General features: G+C 35.4%; 18 protein-coding genes and 1 pseudogene. All 19 read right to left on the bottom strand.

The features are described from left to right. Nucleotides 1-11: 11 nt before the first annotated feature. A complete protein-coding gene (tssH, locus tag RMB13_RS08285; RefSeq protein WP_311084941.1) occupies nt 12-2693 on the bottom strand; it encodes a type VI secretion system ATPase TssH in 2682 nt (893 codons plus the stop codon). A gap of 148 nt (nt 2694-2841) precedes the next feature. Beyond that, on the bottom strand, nt 2842-3105 hold the full coding sequence (locus tag RMB13_RS08280) for a PAAR domain-containing protein (RefSeq protein WP_003651066.1): 264 nt from the start codon (nt 3103-3105) through the stop codon (nt 2842-2844). A gap of 16 nt (nt 3106-3121) precedes the next feature. Next, nucleotides 3122-3889, bottom strand: coding sequence for an OmpA family protein (locus tag RMB13_RS08275; RefSeq protein ID WP_311084940.1), 768 nt, complete (start codon nt 3887-3889; stop codon nt 3122-3124). A 2-nt stretch (nt 3890-3891) separates the two neighbouring features. After that, complete coding sequence (tagF, locus tag RMB13_RS08270; RefSeq protein ID WP_005047747.1) at nt 3892-4851, bottom strand: type VI secretion system-associated protein TagF; 960 nt, start codon at nt 4849-4851, stop codon at nt 3892-3894. Nucleotides 4852-4888: 37 nt separating this feature from the next. Then, nucleotides 4889-8710, bottom strand: coding sequence for a type VI secretion system membrane subunit TssM (gene tssM / locus RMB13_RS08265; RefSeq protein WP_311084939.1), 3822 nt, complete (start codon nt 8708-8710; stop codon nt 4889-4891). Nucleotides 8711-8740: 30 nt separating this feature from the next. Next, a complete protein-coding gene (locus RMB13_RS08260) occupies nt 8741-10150 on the bottom strand; it encodes a hypothetical protein (RefSeq protein WP_311084938.1) in 1410 nt (469 codons plus the stop codon). Beyond that, the gene (tssG, locus tag RMB13_RS08255) at nt 10147-11145 is read right to left on the bottom strand and encodes a type VI secretion system baseplate subunit TssG (RefSeq protein WP_311084937.1); all 999 of its coding nucleotides are present in this window, start codon (nt 11143-11145) and stop codon (nt 10147-10149) included. Before tssG ends, RMB13_RS08260 begins: the two co-directional genes overlap by 4 nt. Beyond that, nucleotides 11109-12920: a type VI secretion system baseplate subunit TssF gene (gene tssF, locus RMB13_RS08250; RefSeq protein ID WP_311084936.1), complete on the bottom strand. Its 1812-nt coding sequence runs from the start codon at nt 12918-12920 to the stop codon at nt 11109-11111. The genes tssG and tssF overlap by 37 nt, the downstream gene beginning before the upstream one ends. A gap of 16 nt (nt 12921-12936) precedes the next feature. Then, on the bottom strand, nt 12937-13413 hold the full coding sequence (tssE, locus tag RMB13_RS08245; protein WP_002048404.1) for a type VI secretion system baseplate subunit TssE: 477 nt from the start codon (nt 13411-13413) through the stop codon (nt 12937-12939). Between the two features lie 78 nt (nt 13414-13491). After that, entirely contained in the window at nt 13492-13995 is a 504-nt protein-coding gene (locus RMB13_RS08240) for a type VI secretion system tube protein Hcp (RefSeq protein ID WP_003651052.1), read from the bottom strand. Nucleotides 13996-14044: 49 nt separating this feature from the next. Continuing rightward, nucleotides 14045-15526, bottom strand: a complete 1482-nt coding sequence (gene tssC / locus RMB13_RS08235) for a type VI secretion system contractile sheath large subunit (RefSeq protein WP_311084935.1) — start codon at nt 15524-15526, stop codon at nt 14045-14047. Next, entirely contained in the window at nt 15519-16022 is a 504-nt protein-coding gene (gene tssB, locus RMB13_RS08230; RefSeq protein ID WP_003651049.1) for a type VI secretion system contractile sheath small subunit, read from the bottom strand. Before tssB ends, tssC begins: the two co-directional genes overlap by 8 nt. Before the next feature lie 16 nt (nt 16023-16038). Further along, nucleotides 16039-16728: a hypothetical protein gene (locus tag RMB13_RS08225; RefSeq protein ID WP_199991178.1), complete on the bottom strand. Its 690-nt coding sequence runs from the start codon at nt 16726-16728 to the stop codon at nt 16039-16041. A gap of 691 nt (nt 16729-17419) precedes the next feature. Then, the gene (locus RMB13_RS08220) at nt 17420-18325 is read right to left on the bottom strand and encodes a tetratricopeptide repeat protein (protein WP_311084934.1); all 906 of its coding nucleotides are present in this window, start codon (nt 18323-18325) and stop codon (nt 17420-17422) included. A 16-nt stretch (nt 18326-18341) separates the two neighbouring features. Further along, the gene (locus RMB13_RS08215; RefSeq protein ID WP_311084933.1) at nt 18342-19118 is read right to left on the bottom strand and encodes a putative type VI secretion system effector; all 777 of its coding nucleotides are present in this window, start codon (nt 19116-19118) and stop codon (nt 18342-18344) included. 51 nt (nt 19119-19169) lie between these two features. Next, nucleotides 19170-19903: pseudogene (locus tag RMB13_RS08210) on the bottom strand (putative type VI secretion system effector). Then, nucleotides 19896-20651, bottom strand: coding sequence for a putative type VI secretion system effector (locus RMB13_RS08205; protein WP_311084932.1), 756 nt, complete (start codon nt 20649-20651; stop codon nt 19896-19898). Before RMB13_RS08205 ends, RMB13_RS08210 begins: the two are co-directional and overlap by 8 nt. A 2-nt stretch (nt 20652-20653) precedes the next feature. After that, nucleotides 20654-23368: a T6SS effector BTH_I2691 family protein gene (locus tag RMB13_RS08200; protein ID WP_311084931.1), complete on the bottom strand. Its 2715-nt coding sequence runs from the start codon at nt 23366-23368 to the stop codon at nt 20654-20656. Then, on the bottom strand, nt 23361-24281 hold the full coding sequence (locus RMB13_RS08195) for a hypothetical protein (protein WP_311084930.1): 921 nt from the start codon (nt 24279-24281) through the stop codon (nt 23361-23363). Before RMB13_RS08195 ends, RMB13_RS08200 begins: the two co-directional genes overlap by 8 nt. Nucleotide 24282: the final 1 nt, after the last annotated feature.

Raw genomic sequence — 24282 nt, 5'->3', positions numbered from 1 at the left:
CTCTATTCAATTTAAACTTCTGACTTCAACTTTTTACTGGTCCTTTTTTTAGCAGCTTTTGCAACAGGATCTAGTAAATATTGAATTTCGTCATCTTTAGCATCAATCATGATAATTTTTGGCAACTTTTGCTCTGCTAAAGCCACTAAAATTTCTGTAGCCAATGCAGGTAACACCGTAGAATTTAAAATATTATCAACATTACGTGCACCACTATCAACTTCTGTACAGCGACTTAAAAGCAGCTCTACCAAATCTTCAGAATACTGGACTTGTGTACCGTATTGTTTTTCAATTCTTGCTGTAATCTTGCCTAACTTATGTTTAATAATTCGTACGAGTAGATCGTCATGCAATGGGAAATATGGCACAACTCTCATTCGGCCTAAAAATGCAGGCTTGAATTGCTTGTATAAACTTGGTTTTAAATGGTCAATCAACTCTCCAGCTGTAGGCCATTCTTCTACAGGTGTATTTAAGCAAGCTTGCATAATGGCACTTGAGCCAGCATTTGAAGTCAACAAAATAGTGGTGTTCTTAAAGTCAATAACTCGACCTTCGCCATCTTCTAACGTACCTTTATCAAATACTTGATAGAACAGTTCCTGAACATCACTATGTGCCTTTTCAATTTCATCAAGCAACACAACACTATAAGGATTACGGCGAACAGCTTCTGTTAAAACACCACCTTGACCATATCCCACATATCCAGGGGGTGCACCTTTAAGTGAAGATACAGTGTGTGCCTCTTGGTATTCCGACATATTAATTGTGATTAAATGCTGCTCACCACCATATAATTCATTTGCCAAAGTTAGTGCAGTTTCAGTTTTACCTACACCACTTGGGCCCACCAAAAGAAATACACCTTGTGGCTTATTCGGATCTTCAAGTCTTGCTTTTGATGTTTTAATGCCTTGAACTAATTGTGTGAGTGCATAATCTTGACCCATTACACGCTCGCCCAATTTATCTTCAAGCGTTAATATCTGTTTAATTTCATCATTAACCATTTTTCCAACAGGAATTCCGGTCCAATCAGAAATAATTTCATTAATGATTTGAGAGTTTACTCTTTCAAATACTAATGGTTGCTGACCTTGAATCTCAGCAAGATTCTTACGCAGTAGATTAATCTGATCATAAGCTTCAGATTCATTCGTATGATTCTGTGCTTCTAATTCCTGAATTTTATGAACAAGTTCTAATTCTTTTTTCCACTGCTCTTGGGTTTCTTGAATCTCTTTTTGCAAAGATTCCAAATTAACATTTAAAGTTTCCAATCGTTCATGATGAATTGGAATCTGACGATGCTCATTTTCTAAAATTTGCTGTTCAAGCTTTAAGTTATGCTCTTGAGCCTTTAACTGGTCAAGCTTTACCGGTTGTGCATTTTGAGTCAAAGCCACACGTGCTGCTGCTGTATCAAGCACACTCACTGCTTTATCCGGAAGTTGACGACCACTAATATATCGGTGCGAAGAATGAACCGCTGTCACGATCGCTTCATCATCAATTTGTAATTTAAAATGCTGCTGCATCACAGGAATCATTGCACGCAACATATCTACCGCAACTTCTTCGGTTGGTTCTTCTACTTTTACAACCTGAAAACGTCGGCTCAATGCAGCATCTTTTTCAAAATATTGTTTGTATTCTGCCCATGTTGTTGCCGCAATGGTACGCAACTCACCACGTGCAAGTGCCGGTTTTAAAAGATTTGCAGCATCATTTTGCCCAGCTTGTCCACCAGCACCAATTAAGGTATGCGCTTCATCAATAAATAAGATAATAGGATGAGCAGAAGCTTGAACTTCCTGAATAACCTGTTTTAAACGATTTTCAAACTCGCCTTTAACACTTGCGCCTGCCTGTAACAGCCCCATATCAAGCACATGTAAATGTACGTTTTTTAGGGCATTAGGCACTAAACCTTGGGAAATTTTTAAAGCTAAACCTTCGACCACCGCTGTTTTACCAACCCCCGGTTCTCCCGTTAAGATCGGGTTATTTTGGCGTCTACGCATTAAAATATCGAGCATTAACCGAATTTCATATTCACGCCCAATAACCGGATCTATACCGCCTTGTTTCGCTTTTTCAGTGAGATTAATCGTATATTGATCAAGTGCTGGTGTTTTAGCAGTTTTGGTGTTCGCTACAGTCGTTTCTGTTGCTTCATCTTCACCCGAAAGTGTTTTTGTTTCATCTTGTTGTTCAACACTCTTCTCACAAATTTCAAGAAACTTATGTTTCATTGAATCAATTGGTAAAAGATCAAATAAACTCGAAGCTCGAGTGGCAATTTGATATAAATCAGGTGCAGTTAATAATGCAACTAATAAATGACCACTACGCATGACTGGATTTTGCTCAGCCGAAGCCAATAACCAAGCTTGTTCGAACAAACGAACGATTGATTTAGCAAAAATAGGAGTTCGATTATTACCTTTCGGTAATTGAGATATTGTTTCTTTTAAATCATCAGCTAAAGCTTCAGGTGAAATTTTATATTTCTTTAATAAAATTTTTAAATCATTCTCTAGAGATTGATTAAGTAACTCTAAAAATAAATGTTCAATTTCAATTTCGTAATTTTGTTGAATAACACAAGCATTAGCCGATTTTTCTAAAGCAGTACGCGCAACTGTAGAAAGTTTTGTAATTAAAATTTTTAAATTACTCATCATTACTCTCAATATTTTTAAATAATTTAATGCTTAAAATCATAATGTCTGTATATTAACAAAATTCAGCTTTATCAGACAAACTACTCATCATTTCAAGCGTTAATATGTTCTAGTAGATATTTATATCTATATAAAAATATCTCTACCCTTATCCTTGATTAACCAAACTCTGTTTTGGTAATAATTTACAACCGCATGATAATGAATCATTTACGCGCGCTCCAGATTTTCCCATAACAAGCATATTCGGATCACCCGATACAATCGTAGAAACCGTTTTGTGTAACGGACAAGTTGCCTTGTCTCCTACACATGCAATTGCAATTCCATCAATTAAAAACGTACTATTACCAGAAATGACTTGCCCTCCACCTGTTGTTGGGCATCCAATCGTAATGTAAGGGCTAGCCATGTTCTTCTCCTTATATTTATAGAACGGTAAACTCAATTCGACGGTTTTTCTTTCTTCCTTCTGGAGAAGTATTATCTGCGACTGGTTTAGAGGAACCTAAACCTTCCGCAGATAAATGGTCTGCCGGAATACTCTTACTAATTAAATAGTTTTTTACTGCCAATGCTCGATCTTGGCTAAGTTTTAAGTTTTTAGTCGCATCGCCGGAACTATCTGTATGTCCTACGATTTTGACTTTTTTACCGCCTACTTTATTTAAAGCAACAGCCATCTCATCTAGAATTTTTTGACCGGCATCAGTTAACACTGCACTGCCAGATTCAAACTCAATAATTCGATTCTTAAGTGCATCATCAATAATTTTCTGTTCAGCTTGATTGACTGATAACTGTGAATACAGTTGATACGGAGGCTGAACTAACCCTTGAAAAGACTGAATTGTCGGCTGAATATCTGCTGGATTCAGCATTTTTCCACTCAACTCAAATCGAGTACCGTTTACGCTTAACTTACCTTGCGAGACTTTTTTAAGATCAGGTGTAATGACTCTTGTAACAGAATCACTCCATCCATTTGGAGCAGCTACCGGTCTAACTTGTATTTTATCTACAACCTGATCTGCACCGTAAACAGACTGCATTTTTAATAAGATAGCCTGTTTACTAGCCTCGTTAGGAACTACACCTTCTACAACAATGGGCTGAGCCAAAGCATAATTAGCAATGGCATAGATAAAACAGCCTTTTATGAGCTGTGAAAGTTTAGTTTGATATTTTTGATTCATTATTATTCACCCAAAAAAGTCTGTCTAAATAGTTTTAAGCCTTGATTTAAACTTAATTGGCGTTGGCATAATGATTGTTCTAGCGTAGCTAAACCAGCATTCTGCTCCAAATAAGTATCAATCCACTGAGCTTCTATTAAAGAAACCCAGTGTTTACTATCCATATTCTGAGTAAAAATATCGCTAAGGGCTAAAATATCAGCACCTTGAAAACCGAAGAATAATACGGGTTGCTCTCGATGTAACAAGCCGATGAGTACCTCAGTATTATGCTCCTTTAAAAAACGGCAAATAATACTGACCCAAAAAGCTGCTATTTCATAACTGTAAGCAGGATTATTAATAGGCAAAATTAAAACTTTATTTAAGCGGCTGGTTCCATTTTGTAAAATTGGCTGTAGTAACAATCCCAACCCAATCATACTTTGCGCTAACTCATAAATACTCAACTTCATTAACTGAGCAAATGAGTGCATTGTATGATTTTCATAAAAGCCTACACATTCTCGTTCAGTTAAAACCTGAATTTGATTTTGTAAGTGACCTAATTTTCCAAGTAACAAATCTGAATCTTTAATGCCTTTTAAAGCACGATTGTTTTGAAATAAATCAACAAGTACATGTTTATAGCTATACGGTGCATATAACAAATTATCATACGGCAAATCAATTTCTAATAAATGGCTCAGTACCATTGGAAAAGATCGACCTGAACTATCTTCACTTGCGAGTAAGTTCGCAACCAAAAACATATTTTCTTTCGGATTGGCAATAAAGAAATCCAGTGAAGGCAACGTACTATAAGCTTCTTTAAAGCTGCCCGATTGCATCGCATATTCCAATGCTTCAGTAATCCACTGATCAAGCAACTGTATTAAGGCATTCTGACCTTTTGTTTTTAAAAAGTCGCCTCGTGCAGGACTTTTGCCGTAATACAAAGGAGTGGTTTTTAATGTTTGCATTAGTGCTCCTCCTTTCGCATAGAGGTTATTTTCCATGTCATGGTTTAACTCCCGCAGAAGGCTGAGCGAATGCTGCAACAGGATTTTCAGCTCTTGCTGGAACGGCAGCTTGAGCTGGCGCTTGCTGAGCAGACACCACTCGAGCGGCTTTATCGGCAGTGACTTTATCAACGAGTTGCATACCTGCATAACCACGGCTTGAACCAATGCTGCCTGAATTACTGCTGATTAGACGAAAATTCATTTTTACAACTAATGATGGGTCGGTCTTACTACGCCAAAGCATTTCAAATCCGCCATTTTGTTCTTTACGTTGAGCACTATCAATTAAACGGTTAATACCATACTCACCTGGCTCATCAAAAATCGTGTGCGTTTGACCTTGTAAATCCACAGCAGTAATACGAGCACCCGGAATGCTTCCTTGGTTTGGCCAAATGAAGTTGACCCACTGCTGCACACCATTTTCATAAGTCATACGCTGACCATCAATATCAACGGTATATGAAAGCAATTGTGGATTTGGAATTGGGTAGAACTGGAAGTTAGATTGGTTGGTTGCTGGTGCTGCTGGAGCTTGAGCATTCAACTCACCTGTTGCCATACCATTCGCTGGAGTAACATATCTTTGGAAATTCATGACGAATTGAGGATTTAAACTAATTCCTAAATCTTTCCATGTCTTAGACGTTAACGTATAACCACGACGGATCACAAATGGATCAAGACTTTCTTTTACAAAGCGTGAAATACTACCGTTCTCGCCCAAGATTTGACCAATTTCACTGCTTGTAGCTTGCAAAGAAGCTGATGAGTTAAATGGATATTTCTTAGCAAGATTTGCTGTAAATGGTTGATAAGCTTGCATTACCCACAATTTATTAATTTCATCTTGCGTCGGTGTAATTAAACTCTCGAAAGCCTGCGTAAGTGGACTAACCACCAATTTTTGTAATAATCGCTGATCAATTTCATTGAAACCAACCGCCATTTTTTCATCTACAATTTTTTGCGTCTGGTTAAATACAGAAGTTTGCTCATTCAGGGTTTGCTTGACTAATGTCATCGCATTAGGCCCAACTTCACCTGCATTCTTAAGCTCGTTAAACTTGCTACGAACTAGAGCTAAATTTGTCATATATTCATCAAGTAATGATTTACCTTGTTGATCATCGCGTTTGCGAACCAACTGATAGAACATTTGATATTCTTGAGAAATAGCGCCCTGAGCATTAGTTGCCACTTGATTGGCAACCTTATCATCATGATTTAAAACTTTACGTTTAAACCACGCAACAAATCCTTTTTGTGGAGCTGCGAGCTCTGCTTGCACAACTGGATTATCCCAGTTTGTTTCGATTGCTACTCTTTCAATTAAGGTACGAATCGGAGAGTTCTGTGGCTCACCTAAAACATCAATATTTTTTACTTGCTGAGCAAATTGGCCAGCTTTAGCATAATGAATACCACTTAAGAATTTTCTCCATTCCGCAATATATTCTTGCTTATAGAGTGCTGTCAGTTGCTTTCTAATTTGTTCAGGGCTGCCTGAGAAAGTTAAATCATCAGATTGACGGCTATTTAATACCCAGTCTTTACTATCTGTTGGCTTATCTGCCGCTTCTTCAATCGCCTTTTCTACATAGTCATTCCATGCTTTTTGAGTAAATACGCCTGGCAATGCATAACTGCCTAATACAACATTTTTATTAGCCTCACCCACAATCTGACTTACCGTCAATGCAGGGAAACGTACCGCAGCACGCATTTTTATTTCGTTATAAACACGATCACGCGCAGGCATTCCTCTTACAACTGAAAGCAACACTTGACGTGTTTGATCAACAATTTGCGAATCCGCATCTAAAATTGGGAATTCTTTATCATTTGCCAAAGTCATTGCATATGACAATATCTGTTCAGCTTCCTGAATCATATCTGCACGCGGCATTTGGCCTTTATTGGCATCAAGCCAAGAACGCCAGAAACGCGTAACCTGATCGCTTAAATGACTTGCATCCATGTATTGTGGATTACTCATCATTAAATATGCTTTTAATGCATTGTAAGCATCTTGAGGATTTGTATCTGAAGGTTCTAAATATTGTTGAGACTGAGCAGTTTGTTTAATCTCAACATTCGTATGATTGGCTTTTAATGTTGCTTCATTATTTTTTACACGTTGCAAATATTGAGCAATATTTTGTTGTGTCGGTGTTAAAACAATTTGCTTAACGCCTTTTAAATATTCCGCTTTTAGTTTTTCACGAAGCTCATTGCCCTGATATAAACCAAAACTAAACTTAAGTGGTCTATTTTCATCAAACTCATCTAACTGCTGTAGACGTCTTTGAAGAATAAGTAAAGCTTCTAACTGGGTTGATAATTGCTGGCCTGAAGCTTTTTCTAACTGAACGACTTTATTTAAATCAGCTTGAACTTCACCAATCAATTGCTGGTTATTGCGATATGACCAAACCCAGACACCAAGAATAATTGAAACACCGGCTAAAGCGCCAATAAATGCAATGTAACGCTGACGTTTTCTGCCAGCATTTACATGCTGTTTAACAAGATCTTTATCTTTTAAAATAACATCTGAAAATAGACCATTTAAGAAATAACCGTGGTTAGGGGTAATTTTTGAATGATCTTTTAAATCACTTTGAGCAATTTGAGTAAGTTGGAATTCTTGTGCAATTTGCTCCGTCATTGGACTTTCAATTACACCTTCCTGCAAAGCACTAGTGAAGTAGAACCCACGGAAAACCGGTTGAAATTGATATGGATTATCTTCAAAAAGTGTCGCAATAAAGCTCTTTAAAGCTGGTTTTAATGTTTTAAATTCTAATGGGAAAGTCATTACACTTGGAGAGATGTTTTGCGAATGGCGGCGACTTAAATGAGTCGAACTTACCCCTTTTAAACCATCGTAAAGAATATTGTAATGTTTCTCGAATAAATCTACGGCATTGTGGGAGGAACTCTGTTCATAAGGAAGAGTCGCCCCCCAAGCTTGGTTATATTCCTGAGCTTCATAAAATTCAAAAAACTCTGTAAAACCTGCAATCAAATCCATCTTTGAAAAGACTAAATAGACAGGAACAACGACTTCTAAACGTTCAGTTAAATCTTGAATACGAGCACGTAAATTTTTAGCAAGCTTTAGCGAATTTTCAGGACTTTGACTAATCAGCTCAGCAATACTGACAATTAAAATCAAACCATTGACTGGAGCTTTAGAACGGTTCTTTTTTAGAATATTTAAGAAACCTAGCCACTCAGAATGATCTTCACTATAAACAGAATAACGGCCAGCTGTATCGAGTAAAATACCTTCTGTAGAGAAAAACCAGTCACAATTTCGAGTACCGCTTAACCCAGCAGATACCATTTTCTGATGCGTTTCTTCAAAAGGAAACTTTAAACCAGAGTTATAAATAGCTGAACTTTTACCTGCAGCGGGATTACCAATAACCATATACCAAGGAAGCTCATAGAGTGCAGCATTCCCTTTTTTATCACCCAACTTAGATTTACGAATCAGTTGAATTGATTCTTTCATTTGTTGATTAACAAGCTGAAGCTCTTCTTTATCTTTATTTTTTCCGTACTCAGCTTGATTATCTTTTTCAATCGCTTCAGCTAACTCTTCACCTTGAGCCGCATGTTTTCTTCGTTGAATAAGCCAATAGATACCATAAACAATAAGACCCAAAGCATAGGCAGTCGCTAAAGCCCAGAATATATGACGGGGAATTGAAGTATATGAAGACATCAATGCCACGAACAATGACAAGGCGATAATTGCTTTAGGATTCGTGATGTACTGCCACAAGTAGCCTAAAATTGTATGCATTCTATTCTCGTTCTAAGTCCAAAGTTTAAATTAGTTATTCAACACCATCACATCATCTTCTGAATTTTCGGTGACATGCTTCACAAACGTATGTGCTGACACCGTATTTTCACCAAAGACAAAAGGAATGATATGTTCAGGGAAATGCATACTTAGCATAAAGCCATAAATATCAGCTAAATGTTGGGTATGCCCTAATGAAGATTTCACATAAATATAGTGATGCGGTTCTACAGGTGTTTTAAGAAAGTGTTGCTGCAATTTCTTCGAAACTCTTATATCGGTCTGATCTGACAATATCAGCACATAAGGTTCCTCACCCTCATGCTGAGGTAAATCATTAAATTCAAAGTTATTAAAAAGCTTAGCTGTATCTTGTTGGCCCACAACCACTTTCAGTGCTTTAGTAGGCTCTAATTCTTGAATTTTTACTAAAGGATCTGCGAGTAAACAGCTTGCTGCAAATTCAGCAGGAATATAATCTTTAATCATCCAAGATTTTTCATCGACTAGATCTTGATCAATCTCCGAATCAGCGACGACTAAAAAGAACATCTCATGCTCTCTTTTATGAATACCTTTTAATAGGTGTATCAACTCTTGGTAAGCTAATTGCTCTCCAAAAAAATGATATTCAATATGAACCTTTTGCGGAGCAATACCAATCTCAGCAAAGAACTCTAAAATTAATTCATTACTTTGATCATCATTCCAGATATGTAGCAAATCCTCCGAAAGAAGGATGTGTAAATTTAAACGATTTAAACGGTAAACTTCGACTACAGGCATTTCAACATCATCATATTCAGACTCGGGATCAACCCATGCCGGATGCATATGATATTCACGAGATTGTTGCGACTCATAAAATAAAGTCGAACGTTTTAAATGCTCTGCAAGAAGATATAAGTTTTCTATATTTTGTTCTAATTGTTGTTGTATTAATAACATCATACGAACTTGTCGTGGAGATGAGTAATCACTCTCCTCATGATTGTCTTCATCCAAGTCTTTAATACGATAAGATAATAGAGGCAATCCATAAGAATTTAACAGTTGATCATCTAACTCCGGGCTTTTGAAGTTTTGTAGCTGCTCAATAATTGATTCATTCTCACCTAATGCATGTACAGCAAAAGCAGAGTAAATATTAAAATCTAACTGTTCGAGTGGTGCGTCAATTACAGGGGTTTGTTTTTGATTAGCATCATCTTTATTTTGATTTATAGATTGTTCTTTTTTATCTTTGTAAGTTTTATAGGCACTATAAATTAACCAAGGCGATAAGATCACCAATGTAATAATTGCTGGCAACAATAAGAAATAAAGGAAAAAGTCACCTTTATCAGGGTTATATTGAACGTCACGCCAGTAGAAAATAATAATTCCACTAACCACTGAAAAAATAGCAATAAATGAGAGTAATATTTTTTTAATCATATTCTCTCTCCAATAAGGCTATAGCAAGTTTCATGACTATGTACTTTTGGTTGTCGTGATATAAGAAAAGAGCCCTGCCCTAAACCATTCTGGTTATTCTTAGTTAGACAAATAGGTTGTATTTCTGACTCATCCAATACGAGTCGAAGATCTATCGATAAAGTTGGACTACACCAAGTTTCTACAATTTTTTTTAGTTTTAAACTCAACTCTTGATTTGGGAGGAAATTTAAATATTGCTGACGCTTTAGTGGTCCAATCTGAATTTCAATTTTTCCATCAATTTGCTGAATGGTTTCCCCACAAAACGTATTAATACCAAGTAAGCTCGGCTGACTTCCACCTAAAGTCGTTAATTGATCACTCGCCAACTTAAAAGATTCTTGTATAAACTCTTTAATCGTAATTTCATGCTTAAAAATACAGGACAGCATCGTTTTTAATGCATGAACTGTATTATTCTGGCCCTGCATTAATCCAGAAAACTCTGCAAAATAGTCATCAAGCTCTGTTTGCTGATGTTGGGAGCGCACATAGCCATTCAATGCATGCAGAATATCTAAATAATCGTTTTTATATTCAGTCTCATATCGAATCGGTAAATTATATGTAATGCTGGACTCTACATATTGAGCAGTAAGCTTATGGTTAAATAAACTCAGAAACTCTTTAGTTTCAGCTCTTTGCTGCCGTGGGGCCTGTTTAATCTTATTCGTATATGTATAAGGTAAAGCACCTTGGATACCTGTAAGACCAACAATTAAATTCGTGATATAAACCCTTTCATCCGATAATTCTAAATTTTCAATTTCAGTAGCAGGGAAATTTAAATTAAACGATGTCTCAAACTTGAAATGATCACTCCAAGATGAACCAACCGCACGACTTGGATCGTGCCTTAATAGACGTGTTGCTTGAATAAATTCAAAAGACTTTGGCTTGTTAAACAGCTCAGCTGTTATAGAAGAGTCTTGCCACCAACGTTCTGACTGCATTGGTATAACTCCTGCTGAGATGAATAATCCTTAACAACCAAATCAACGAAACTATTAATTTGAACCTTTAAATTAAAAACACGACTTAACAATTGGCTAAAAATGTATAGGCTATGCCCTCTGAATACAGATGTATCAATTTGCAACTCGGCCTTCACGCCCCTTACAAACATTGGGAATGGTTTACCATCTACCAATTTGTGGGTAAGTGAAAATCCGAGATGTTTAATTGATTCAATAATTAGATAATTTTCTTTTGATAACGGTAAGTTATATAAAGCAAGTAACTCTTTAATATGAGATACGGCATCACCTTTCATTAAAGCCAAACTATTTAATGAAAGGTGTGAAATGACACGCCACTGCTCAGTCTGGCTTTGTCCAAATTGATAAGGTTTAGTGGGCCTTTTTAAAACAATGGCACGTCTGGCCAGACTACTATCATTTAAGTTCAATATATTATTTGACTGCCCCAATGCTTCATGTGGCAAGTCACGATTTGAACATAATAATTTTGTACTAATAAAATCTGAACGTGTTGAAGAAGGATTTAAATTTTTAGAAATAATTGAATATCCCATTTCAACAAAATTTGGTTGTAGTTTTTGATAGTTTACCGAATAGAAAAAGCGGGCCTTGTCCGCATGGTAGTGGCTCATCGCAAAAAAAGGCAGCACCGGAACATAGCTTTCTTCGTGACTAGTTTTTTCACGCACCATATTCATTTCAGTAATTGAATAGACTTGATAAAACTCAGGATGATGTGCATCTGTAATTAATGGATATTCTAATTGCTTGTGTACGATTTTTTGAGGTTCAGCATATTTTTCAAATAAATTAATGACTGGTGTGGTAAATAATTTAAAATTAGCAACATTCAACTCAGAATAATTTCGAACTACAGCTTGATCATTTAAATTTAATTTAAAATGGATCAGGAGTTCAAACTCACTGCCTTCTAGAGATAAATTCTTTAAAAAACCTAAATCAAGTTTCAGATAATTAAATTTTTCAGGAAAACAGAAATACTCCATGAGCAAACGATACGCATGATGAGTATGTTGATCGAGTGGTAATAGACTTTCTTGCTCTGAAAAACCAGTTAACTCAAATGGATTTTTATCCAACGCTACAACTCTCTGCCCTGTTTTTATGGCAAAAGTTGTTTCCTTCTTAAAAATACTGTCTAGTACTTGAAGCGGAAAATTAGAAATTGCATCTAAATAAATAGGAAGCTTTTCATTTATTAAACATAAATGAGCATGGTTAAAAATTTCAAACTTAAAAGTTAAAGTCGCATTTTGACTTAAATGCATATGTGCACTAGGTGTACTTTTGAACTCTAGCGCTTGCAAACTTATCGGAAGTAATTTGATTTCTTGCGTGGTATTAAACTCACACTGAACACCTTTAAAACTGCGAGACTTCAAGACTGTCTGTGCGGGAACAATATGTGCTTCTGTGAGCTGTTTGATTTTATTTATATCTTCGAAACTTACCACCGAACAAGCAGGAAAGTGACGTAAGTATTGAGGAAACATCACCTCAAATAAAGAACGTGTAAATACGTCATAACTATCAGCAAGTTTCTTATCAATGCGAGCAGCAATTAATGAAAACGCCTGTATTAGACGCTCAATATGCGGATCATCAATCTGCTCTTGATTTAACGATAAACGCTGAGCAATTTTCGGATATTTTTGGGCAAATTCTCGAGATTGCTGACCAAATTCTTGTAGTTGTTTTTCGTAAAACGGTAAAAGCTCTTCTATCACAACACACCCACTACGCTTAGGTTCTCGCCGAAATTACATATTGTTGCGTTGTCGGTTTTAGCAATGCATCAAAAACGACAGGTTCATACAGCGGATGAATATTGAGATAAGCCTGAATGCTTAAACACAATGCCCCCATATTGTGTCCATCCAACAACATCTCTACCCGTATTTGTCTTAATCTGGGTTCATGAGCTGCAATTGATTGTTCAATTGATTGGCAAATCTTGTCTCGATCTAGCGGATTGGCTGTAGAAAGCCCCACAAAATCAATAATCCCGAACTGAAGTATAGATTTTTTAACTAGCGGATAATCATCGACCACGTGGTCCAATTTAGCGACCCGACTATTTAGCAAGTCTTCTAAATCTTTCGCTACCGATTCTCTTAATTGCTGAATAGAAAGACCTTTTGCATAATCTTCACTTTCAGGAATTAAACGATCAAACAGAGTTGAACGAAATCCGTATGGATAAAGCCGATCTAAATTCATTCGATTTCACAACAAGCATGCTTAAAGACAGCAGAGGCTAACTTTATGTCAGCCTCCACCAAATATTCACTTAAATAATTATGCTGCGTAAGAAGCAGTATTATTAGAAAGTGACCATTTCTTAGTAACAGCACCTTTAGCAGTACCGTTAATATCTTGTTGGTTATATGTCCACTCAACAGCTGCGTATTTCAAACCAAACGCTTCAGTTGGAACACCTTCTTCGTTAACTGTTGGAGTTACACTAGAAACAAGAACATGCTTCAATTTAATTTGTAAGTACTTGATGCGTTTGTCGCCATTCGCACGATAAAAATCAATTTGTACTTCATCAAATGTATAACCAGCTGAACATGCTTCCCATAATTTCGGGCTAGTTGCATCTAGGTCTTTAATAAAAAGCATATCTGAATGTTCAACACGTTCAGCAGTATGGCCACCAACACTACTTGAAGTAGCAGATTTAGGTTGACGAATGTTGTGAGACCAAGAGTTAACCTCTAACCAGCCTTTGTGCTCAGAGTCACGAGATTCACCATCAACTTTATACTTACCGCGAAACTCAACGTATATATCTTTCATTTAGAACTTTCCTATTTTTAATTTAAAGTTATTCTTTCGCTGACCTTTATTAATTTGAGGACTGAGGTAACTCAGTAACAAGTCGCAAAGAAACTGACAACTCATCCAGCTGGAAATGTGGTCGTAAGAAAACCACAGATTTGTAGTGACCTGGTTGAGCAGGATCTTCTACAACTTTTACAGACGCTTCACGTAGAGGGTATTGAGCTTTCGCTTCTTGGGAAGCACCGTCATCAAGCAATACATACTGTGACAACCACTCATTTAAAAATGCTTCAACATTTCCAGCAGAAGCAAAGCTACCCACTTTATCTCGCATCATTGCTTTTAAATAATGAGCAATACGTGAAACGGCCATGATGTACTGAATTTGACTTGATAAAGCAGAGTTTGCATTTGCTGTATCATTGTCATATTTTTTAGGTTTTTGAGTTGATTGCGCGCCAAAGAAAGCAGCGTAATCGGTATTTTTACAATGTACTAAAGGAATAAAGCCCAAATCGCTTAGTTCTTTTTCGCGGCGGTCAGTAATCGCAATTTCTGTAGGGCACTTGAATACCACTTCGCCATCTTGTGTTTTAAACGTATGAACTGGCAAGCCTTCTACTAGACCACCACCTTCAACACCACGAATTGCAGCACACCAACCATGCATATCAAATGCATTTGTTAAACGCGTACCGAAAGCATAAGCAGCATTCATCCACAAATACTCGTTGTGGTTTGCACCCGAAACATCTTCAGCAAAGTTAAACCCTTCTGTAGCTGTTCCTTCTTTTGGATGATAAGGAAGACGACCAAGCACATGCGGCAATGTTAATGCGACATAACGAGAATCTTCACTGTCACGGAATGAACGCCATTGAACATATTCAGCCGTTTCAAAGATTTTTGAAACATCTCTAGGGCGATCAATATCGGTAAATGACTCAAGGCCCAAAATGCTTGGGCTAGCAGCTGAAACAAATGGTGCGTGAGCTGCTGCTGCTACATGAGAGATTTGCTCAAGCAAATACATATCAGAAGGCGTACGGTCAAACTCAAAATCACCAATGAGTGCTGAATATGGTGCACCACCAAAAGACCCATACTCTTCTTCATAGATTTTTTTGAATAAAGTGCTTTGATCAAAGTCTGTAGCACCTTGAAAATCTTTAACCAACTCTTTTTTAGTCGTATTTAACATACGAATTTTAATGAGCGGATTAGATGGTGTTTCTTGACAGAAGTAGTAAAGACCACGCCAAGTTGACTCAATCTTTTGGAATTGCTCATTGTGCATGATCTGACTTAATTGATTTGAAATCAGTGCATCAATTTCGGCAATACGCTTATCAATTGATAAAGTCATATTTTCAGAGACTGTAATTGTTCCTGCCATTACTTCTTTAGCAAGTTCACCGATTAAGCTTTTTGCACGCGAATGTTCTTCTTCATTTCGGGCAATACGGCTTTCTTCAACAATCGAGTCTAAAAGATTAACTTGTTCATTTCCAACAAGTGACATTGCTGCAGATTGAGTATTATTCATGATCAGCCTCCGCACTTAATTTACGGATCTGATCAGTACTCTTAAGCACTTCATCAAGTAAGTCTTCTAGACGCTCACTGTTCGAAATCTTATTTCTCAAATCAGTTAAACGCTCACGTGCTTCAACCAGTTTCTTTAATGGGTCAACCTGTTGAACAACATTTTCTGGGCGAAAATCTTCCATTGACTTAAATGTTAAATCAACTGCAATTCGCCCACCCTCTTCAGTCAGCGTATTATCTACCTGAAAAGCTGCTCTTGGAGACAATGACTCCATAACTTCATCAATATTATCTAAATCGACATTGATGAATTTTTTATCTTTTAATTTTGTACGCTCAAGCTCAGATGCAGCCGAAAAATCACCCATCACACCAACAACAAATGGAAGTTCCTTCGCTTCTTTTGCATCACCAATTTCAACATCATATGTAAGCTGAACACGTGGAGGTCGAATTCGCTGAAGCTTCTTTTGTACGCTTTCTCTCTTAGCCATAAGATTCTATTCCTGATTATTTAATTAAAGGGTCAAAAGGCGAACTTTTTGATTTATTAACATTGGCTACAGGGGCAGTTTTTTGTTTAACCGCAGTTGCTTTTGCTGGAGTTGCTACTCGTTTAGTTGCTGTTCTGGAACTAGTAACTCTGTTACGTGTTACAGTTTGTTTTTTATAACTTCTTCGTTCGTTATCAACTGAGCCACCTTCTGTAGCAGCCTTAACATTTGAAGTATCAGGCGCAGGCATTGAAGTATGAATATTTTCAATTAACTGTTTAGCGGGTGGATACGTTACATCGTTGCTTAAATAACGCATTTCCTGACTTCGCATTTGCTGCAATGAGTTATTTGCAATGCTTACACCAGATAAAAATAAAACATCTGTTATTAATGAACCGCGTATATTTTGACTTTGCAATTGACTTGCCAAATTCAACGCTTTAACTGGTTGATTGGTCTGATAAAACCGCATGGCTGCTTTAGCTAATAAATCATTTTTTTGAGTCGTATTATCACTATCACAAACTTGCTTAAAAATATTCAATAGCTCAGGATCATTTTGGCCTTCTGCTAACGGATTCTTTTTAATACAACTTTTTTTAAGTTTTACAGGCTCTAGTTCTGCTGCTTGAGCACCTGATAGACCGATAATGTTTCCAGTCAGAAAAAGTATCAAAATACTTCGTTTCAACACAACTTTCATTCCTCTGTTTTCTTATTTATTCAAGGCTTTACTGAAAAGTTAATATTGAGAAAACATTAAAAAATCAGACTATAAACCTTATATTCAAAAAATTTATGCGCAGTTTATCATATAAACAAACATATTTTATATAAAAATCATATCAACTTAAACTAAAAGTAAATAGTTAAGATGGTTATAAAATATAGCTTAATAAAGTTATTCTTATAAAAATATAATATTGTTATTTTTTGTAATTAAAAATAAGTAATTGATTTTAATAAAATAAATAAAAATAAAAACTGAATTAAAAATTTATTTAAATATCATTCATTTAGTTTTTTTGAAACATTTGCTTAACAATATTTAAGTTTATATTAACTACAAGGTGCTTCTATTTGGTTACGAACAAACCATCAAAACTTAAAGTAAAAAATTAGATACAAAAACCACAAAAATTGTCAAGACTAATCTGTCTATTTGGTATATTTTTTATTTAACTTTGTGAGAGCCAGTAGAATCAATAAAACTCATAGATTTATGAGTAACTATTTTTACTTTAAGGTCAAGTTCTCGGGTGGCTCAAAACTACACTCAATATCAAGAAAATAAACTATTTGGCGTTATAGTTTTAAAGAATATTGCGAGTTTTTAAGTTTAGATAAAGGGAAAAAGGCCTTTCACTCAAAAGAATTTTTATTTAAGTATAAATTTATATTTTAGACTTCCAATAATTAGCTTTCTCAGGATTATATTTCAAGCTACTGCTTTCTGCGTAAATATCATATAACAACGTCTTGGCTGATGAATTTCCATTGCGTACAGCCATTTCTGCATATCGTATTGACTCATCTAAATTTTGTTTCATACCTGCACCATTATAATATTTAAGAGCAGTATTATATTGCGCTAACGCATGTCCATGATCAGCCGCACGCTTAAACCAGACAAGTGCTTGAAGCGGATCTTGCTCTACACCCTCACCTCGCTCATAAGCCAAGCCCACATTGTTTTGTGATTCAATATCTCCCTGTTTAGCAGCTTTTAATAACCATTTAAAAGATGTTTTGATGTCCTTCTCAACTCCATCACCTACATATAATTGAGCAGCAACTACCGTCTGGGACTGTATGAGTCCTAATTCAGCAGATCGAATAAAATATGTAAAAGCTTTTACTCTATCCTGTTTTACATTTAAACCTTTGTAATATGCCAACCCAACATTGTGAATTGCGGAAGGATTTCCCTTTTTAGCTCCTTCTTCAAACCACATTAAAGCTTTTTTATCATCTTTTTTAACAACTTCATTGCCATTTCGATAAATAAGACCTAATTGAAGCATGGCATTTGAGGAGCCTAGTTGTGCAGATTTCTCAAATAGTTCCAATGCTTTCTTTTGATCAAATTTTTCACCTTCGCCTGTAGCATACATAGATGCCAATACAAAAATAGCCTCTGCATCATTTGCTTTTGCAGCCTTTTCCAGATCATGTTTAGACTTATATTCAGACACATCTTTATAATCTTTAGTCAATGTTCCTTGAGTGTATTCTTCTTTGTCTTGACTGCATGCAGATGTGAATAATATCAAGGTAATGACAAACAATCTAAGCTTCATAAAGCAACCTTTTACTTCAAAATTTTTTCTTATCAAAATGATCTTCTGGATAAGGGTCTGGGCCTTTTAAATTTTTTCTATAATCCATAACACTGATGTTGATTCCATCATTAATTAGAAAATCATTATAAAAATCTTGTTCTTTGGGATCATCGAATCCGAGTTTATCAAATATTTGTTCAGATAAATTACCAAAATTCTCATATGATTTTCGATAGGCAAAATAATTAATAAAGCCCATAAATAAAAAAGCTAGAATTAAAAATAGGAGAACCCAAGATATCAAATCAAAAAAGGAACCCCATGAGTAATTAGCATCAAATATATAAAGGACTAAAAGAATTATAGAAAGCCCACCCCAACAAATTAGAGCAAAATAATAGGTCTGCATAAAAATAGCTTTATAACCTTTTTTTACTGATCGCCCCATTTCATAAATCATATATAACAAACCAGACTTCGGGTCGAGGATAGCATAAACTTGATGACGCCCATTTACAGGTTTTTCGCTAATTACAGCGATCAACTCATCATTTTCCTCAAAACGTACTGTGGTAAATTGCCCTATTATCGAATGTCCATCTATTTCACCAATAAAAGTTATCCCATCTCTTGCTTTTCCAGCCATTAATAGAATAGGTGAGCTTGTGAGTAAGGAGCTACTTCCAGCAAGTACACCTACAAAAGCGGTACCTGCTGCAATGCCTCCCACGTTCTGATTTACCGGTATTTTAGATTTGGCTTTTTCTAGAGAGTGGATTGGACCCTGAACCAGCTGAAGGTGTAATTTCAAAATCTTTACCTTTAAATAACCTTTTAGCCTTTAGTTATTACCCTCATTTTTTTATTTTTGCTCTATATAGCTTTCTGGATATGGATCACTTTCAATAACTTTTCTATATTCATATACAGATTCTAGCAACAAATGATCTTTTTCGCTCAAATAACGACTTGGCAATAAAAAAACCTCTTGCGGGTCTTTAAAGCCATACAAACTAAAAATTTGTTCTGACTTTTCTGAAAAATGTTTTAATGAGTTGGATGCATTTTTAATAATAAAAAATAAAATAAAATAACCACTCCTAAAAAAATTAATATATCAACCTGATTAAAACCTCTTGCCCAAAAATAAATTAAAGATCCTAAAAAAATTGTTATTGCGTACCAAACATTTCTACCTTTAGCTATAGAAGTCTGATGAGCTTTAACAGAAGCTCCCATCCCAACCTGCATATGAAGTAAGCCTGTTTTAGGGCTCAATACTGAATAGAGTTCATACAAATTTTTTTCAAGACGTCTTACGACACAAATGACATATTCATTATGTTCAAATAACGCACGATGAAATTGACCGATACAAACTTTCCCACCTATTTCCATAACAACTGATTTGACATGTAAACGACTACGTGAAGCGAGAAATACAGTTTGTGCAGACAATGAAACATTTTCTGCCACACCACTCAAAATCGCTGAAGATGCAATTTGAGCACCACCAGACTTTCCAAATACACTTAAAGAGTCACCATAAATTTCTAGTCTTTGAATGCGACCTTCAAACTTTAATAAATCATACATTCCGTTCTTTTTGCTCTATATAGCTTTCTGGATATGGATCTTTTTTAATAACTTTTCTATATTCATATACAGACTCTAAAAGAATTTTATAATCATCACTATAGTGGCGTCCAGATAATAAAAAAATTCCTTTTGGATTTTCGAAACCATAAATTTTAAATATTTCTTCTGATTTCTCTGAAAAGTGTTTGAGAGATTTAAATGATTTTTTAACAATATAAAATAAAATAAAATAAAATAAAAACAGAACCCCTCCCCAGCTTAATAGATTTTCTTTATCAAAATCTCCGCCCAATATAAGTATAATAGCTATAATAGCAACACCTAATAAATACCAGACTCTCCCCCCTTTAACAACAGACTCATAACTCTTTTTTACACTCCCCCCCATACCAACTTGCATATGAAGTAACCCTGTCTCTGGACTTAATATAGAATAAAGTTCGTATAAGTTTTTGCCTATTTTTTTAGCAACACATATTATATATTCATTTTCTTTCAATAAAGCACGATGGAATTGACCTATACAGATTTTTCCCTCTATTTCAATTACAACAGATTGCACATGTAACCGACTTTTTGAAGCTAAAAAAAATGTCTGTACTCCTAATGATACACTCTCAGCTACCGTCGACAAAATTGCAGAAGAAGATATTTGCGAATCACCAATATTAGTTAAAGTATTTAATTTACCTTCATAAACTTCTAATTTTTGGATATAACCTTCAAATCTGACTAAATCATACATAATTAAACACTCACAATAGCTTTCATAAACCCTTCATATTCCTCATCTACTGTTTTGTAGAGCTTTTCCTTACTATCAGATTTATGAAAAGCAGATTTTTGACACCAATCTTCCATTTCATCATCTAACACACATTTCCTTAAGTAAAATTCTAATGCAACTGCAGCAATAGTTATCACAGTTAGTCCAGCAATTGCTCGAGAGCCCATCAATGCAGAAGCAATGAGATTAGATGTAATCCGCTCACCCATTTTTTTTGCAATTTCTTTTGATGAATAAGATACAATAGTTGTAAAGAGTGATAGCACTTGACCTATCGCTAAAAAAACACTTGCTGTATATTTAATTCTTAATAAATTTTTTATTATTTTATCATCTGTGTCCTGTAATGCTTTGTAATCAACTATTAATCCAATAATTCCTCCTATTGTTCCTAATGTAGCAGCAAATAGTTTAAAGGCTTGAGCCTTATTAGCTACATTAACTCCTTTGTTCAACCATGATTCTCCTAGCATATCAAAAGCTACAGCCGTTAATGTAAAAGAAGCACCTGCTAACTGTACTGCTAACTCCGGCTTATCTTTAATATCAGATTTCCAAGCATCATATTGGAAATAAAAATTCAGTAACTCAAAAACACCTACGATAGCAAGTATTCGGTTTTTGGTAATATCGGGTTGCCCTTTAACTGCTAAAGATACCGAGTTTTTAATTTCTATCGCTCTAGTATTGCGATAAGTATAAGTCATACCACTTTGCGGTAAAGACGAAATTGCAGCAGCTCTAAATTCTAGGTTATACATCAATCTCATCAATGGGATTTGTTGAGCCAAATTTCCTGATCTTAGATATAACAATTGAGCCGTATGCCTTTGTGCACCTTGAGTTGCCATGACAGTAATTTGACTGATATGTATCGTTTTTAAACGTATATCACCAAACTCTTTTAGAGCTGTATTCAACATCAAAGATATCCAATAGAACAGTTTATCTGGCCATTTAAAATCATTTGCTGAGATAAACTTTTTCCCCTCAATACTACCTAGCCAACTATCAAATGCAGCATCGGCTGCGGTAAACATACTAAAACTCTGTTTACTATAATCCAGTAAGTCTTTTGCTGAACTTGGACTTTCAAATATCTTGGCATACTCATCCATCAAGACTTTGTTATTAAAACAATAGGCTCTCAAGAACAAGTTTTTATCTGGAACCTTTTTTTCACATATCCATTTATTCAGTAAATCCTTACCCTTCTGTAATAAATTCATGCCATACATTAAATCCATAATGACTGCATGGAAAATAAAGCCGTTGCTTTCTTTTGATACTTTCCCCTGTTTCAATTCCTCACTTTGGTCAAAATAGAATAGACCTTTTAAAAGATTGGAAGAAACCAACCAGTTATAATGATCATCTAGATAGCGAGCGGCTGCACTATAACTTTCTTCAGATTTCTTATCGACATCCTTGCGGAACTTCTCCAAGCTATTCATATTTAATTGTGCTTGGTATTTTTTCCATGCTGTATCCCCATCTACAGTCGCCTGCTTAATAGCCTCTGCTCTTTTTTTTTCGAGTTCTGCCGCAGCTTTGACAGGCGCATTTTTTTCGACATTCTTTAGATTCTCGAGTCCCGTTTTATCGCCTAAGCGTTCAGCTCTTTGAATCGCCGCTTGAAGATAAGGATCTGTAATTTTCTTGCTTTGCTGTTCATTTGAATCAATGATTTTAAATTTTGCCTGAATAGAATTTGCAACTAAGTTTTGCTTCATATTATCGATTAAGGTCATGGTCTGAAGCTTATGCTCATTGCTAAAACCGTCTTTATCTTCTTTTAAGAAGCTATCAATTCCTTTAAAACTTAATATATTACGATCTTCATTTAATTTAGAAGTAATTCCTATCGGATCATAAAGCGCAACACCAATATGCTCTTTCGGTTTCTCACCAAATTTCTTGTTTATTGCTCCCCAACGAGCAGAACCATATGATTCCAAAGGTAATGCAACAGTACTTAACTGGGCACTAGAAAGACAATGTTGCTGGACAGCTCCTTTTGTTACATCAATTTTTTGCCAGTAGCCTGAAGTCGCATACTGATCAGCATTTTTTTCAAATTTTTCTCTCATTTTTTTGGTGAGTGGAGCGTGAGCATGAAGTAAATAGACCGTTTGGGCATCATCATTATTTACCGAAGGAATAGTAATTAAAGAAGCGTTAGCACTATGCCCAGCTTTATTACATGCAAAATCTTGAGCAACAATTGGAGCTTTGCTCCCTATAGCAAACTCCTGATGAAATCCCTTTTTATTGGTAATATACGCAACCCACTCTTTTTTCCCTGATTTTCTTTTTATGAGTAAGTAAATATATCCTGAATCAATCATTCGAACCGTATATTTATATTCCTTAAGTGGAACATTAGTAACATTGCCCCCTAATTGTGCTGGTAATGGTTTTACTCCTAAACGAGCTACAGAATATTTAAGAGGTAATATATTTATACCTGTAGGGCGACAAAAGTTAGTACATTCCTTTTTAGACATCTGAGTGACTGGTATTTTATTATTCTGAGTCGTCGATGCAGCAGCCTGCTGACTAATTTTGCTTGGGTTTGGACTAACACCTAACTTTTGAACTACTTTCTGCTCTTGTTGTGCTGGCGTCCCAAATTTTTTCATTTGTTTCGCAAAAGTCGGTTTATCATTAGCCATGGTAGCTCTCTTTACATTCTCTTATAACTTGTGAATATTGATCTTCTTCTAAATAGTCCATTGCTTTGGTAAATGAGTTGGCCTCATTTCTATCAACCCAATAATGATCAAGTATGTCTGAAATCAAATGACTTTTTATAAAATTTCTATGCAAAATAACGGAATACATTCCATAAGTAATTAGATCCGTTACATGTAAAATTCCATAATGTGTTATTGCTTGATGAAGTGAATCTAATATCTCATCCTGACGAATCAATAACTTCTCGTCATATATAAGAGATTGCTTAATCACCGTATTCGATAACTCAATTAAATCTAGTTTTGCTGACTCAGCATTTGTAAAAGTAAGAGGAAAAAGCGCCCTTTTTTCTTGAATTTTCACTTCATACAAACCGTTAAAAAAAACAAAATGCCAATTCCCTAAAAATGATTCAATTCGTTCGCTTTTCTTATCAATTATTGCAGGCAAGTAAACCAACACTCGTGGATCATACCAGCGGAAAATAAATTTATTCTTTGTATCTTTTGCAATAACAAGTTTTTTAAAAGTTTGAACCGCAATTTTTAGATCATCAATTTTGCTAAATCCATGAATAAAATAACCATCCTCATTTTGATCCAAATTCATTAATAATATCTGAGTAATAAAATCTAATGAATTTACTAAATCTTCTTTCACTTTTATTTTTATAAAAAAAAGAGCTGGACGGCTATTTTTTTTAGCAGCAGCGGCAATCTCTATTGGTTCCAATTCATAATCTTTTAACTTTTCGATAAACTCATCAAAAAATCCACTCAATAAAGTCTCATCGCATAAAAAACTAATATGACCACTTTGTTCAAATAAGCTTAATATTAAATCACTTAACTTTTTAGAATTTAATTCATCTTTAGAAAATAAAAGCTTCATC

Origin of the sequence: Acinetobacter sp. V102_4 (assembly GCF_031799005.1) — a bacterium.
In the GTDB taxonomy this organism is placed as follows: domain Bacteria; phylum Pseudomonadota; class Gammaproteobacteria; order Pseudomonadales; family Moraxellaceae; genus Acinetobacter; species Acinetobacter calcoaceticus.
This window is presented reverse-complemented; position numbering and strand designations above follow the sequence as displayed.

Coding starts and splice junctions, on each gene's coding strand:
- tssH (WP_311084941.1), bottom strand. CDS start 2,693: ATGATGAGTAATTTAAAAATTTTAATTACAAAACTTTCTACAGTTGCG.
- RMB13_RS08280 (WP_003651066.1), bottom strand. CDS start 3,105: ATGGCTAGCCCTTACATTACGATTGGATGCCCAACAACAGGTGGAGGG.
- RMB13_RS08275 (WP_311084940.1), bottom strand. CDS start 3,889: ATGAATCAAAAATATCAAACTAAACTTTCACAGCTCATAAAAGGCTGT.
- tagF (WP_005047747.1), bottom strand. CDS start 4,851: ATGCAAACATTAAAAACCACTCCTTTGTATTACGGCAAAAGTCCTGCA.
- tssM (WP_311084939.1), bottom strand. CDS start 8,710: ATGCATACAATTTTAGGCTACTTGTGGCAGTACATCACGAATCCTAAA.
- RMB13_RS08260 (WP_311084938.1), bottom strand. CDS start 10,150: ATGATTAAAAAAATATTACTCTCATTTATTGCTATTTTTTCAGTGGTT.
- tssG (WP_311084937.1), bottom strand. CDS start 11,145: ATGCAGTCAGAACGTTGGTGGCAAGACTCTTCTATAACAGCTGAGCTG.
- tssE (WP_002048404.1), bottom strand. CDS start 13,413: ATGAATTTAGATCGGCTTTATCCATACGGATTTCGTTCAACTCTGTTT.
- RMB13_RS08240 (WP_003651052.1), bottom strand. CDS start 13,995: ATGAAAGATATATACGTTGAGTTTCGCGGTAAGTATAAAGTTGATGGT.
- tssC (WP_311084935.1), bottom strand. CDS start 15,526: ATGAATAATACTCAATCTGCAGCAATGTCACTTGTTGGAAATGAACAA.
- tssB (WP_003651049.1), bottom strand. CDS start 16,022: ATGGCTAAGAGAGAAAGCGTACAAAAGAAGCTTCAGCGAATTCGACCT.
- RMB13_RS08225 (WP_199991178.1), bottom strand. CDS start 16,728: ATGAAAGTTGTGTTGAAACGAAGTATTTTGATACTTTTTCTGACTGGA.
- RMB13_RS08220 (WP_311084934.1), bottom strand. CDS start 18,325: ATGAAGCTTAGATTGTTTGTCATTACCTTGATATTATTCACATCTGCA.
- RMB13_RS08205 (WP_311084932.1), bottom strand. CDS start 20,651: ATGTATGATTTAGTCAGATTTGAAGGTTATATCCAAAAATTAGAAGTT.
- RMB13_RS08200 (WP_311084931.1), bottom strand. CDS start 23,368: ATGGCTAATGATAAACCGACTTTTGCGAAACAAATGAAAAAATTTGGG.
- RMB13_RS08195 (WP_311084930.1), bottom strand. CDS start 24,281: ATGAAGCTTTTATTTTCTAAAGATGAATTAAATTCTAAAAAGTTAAGT.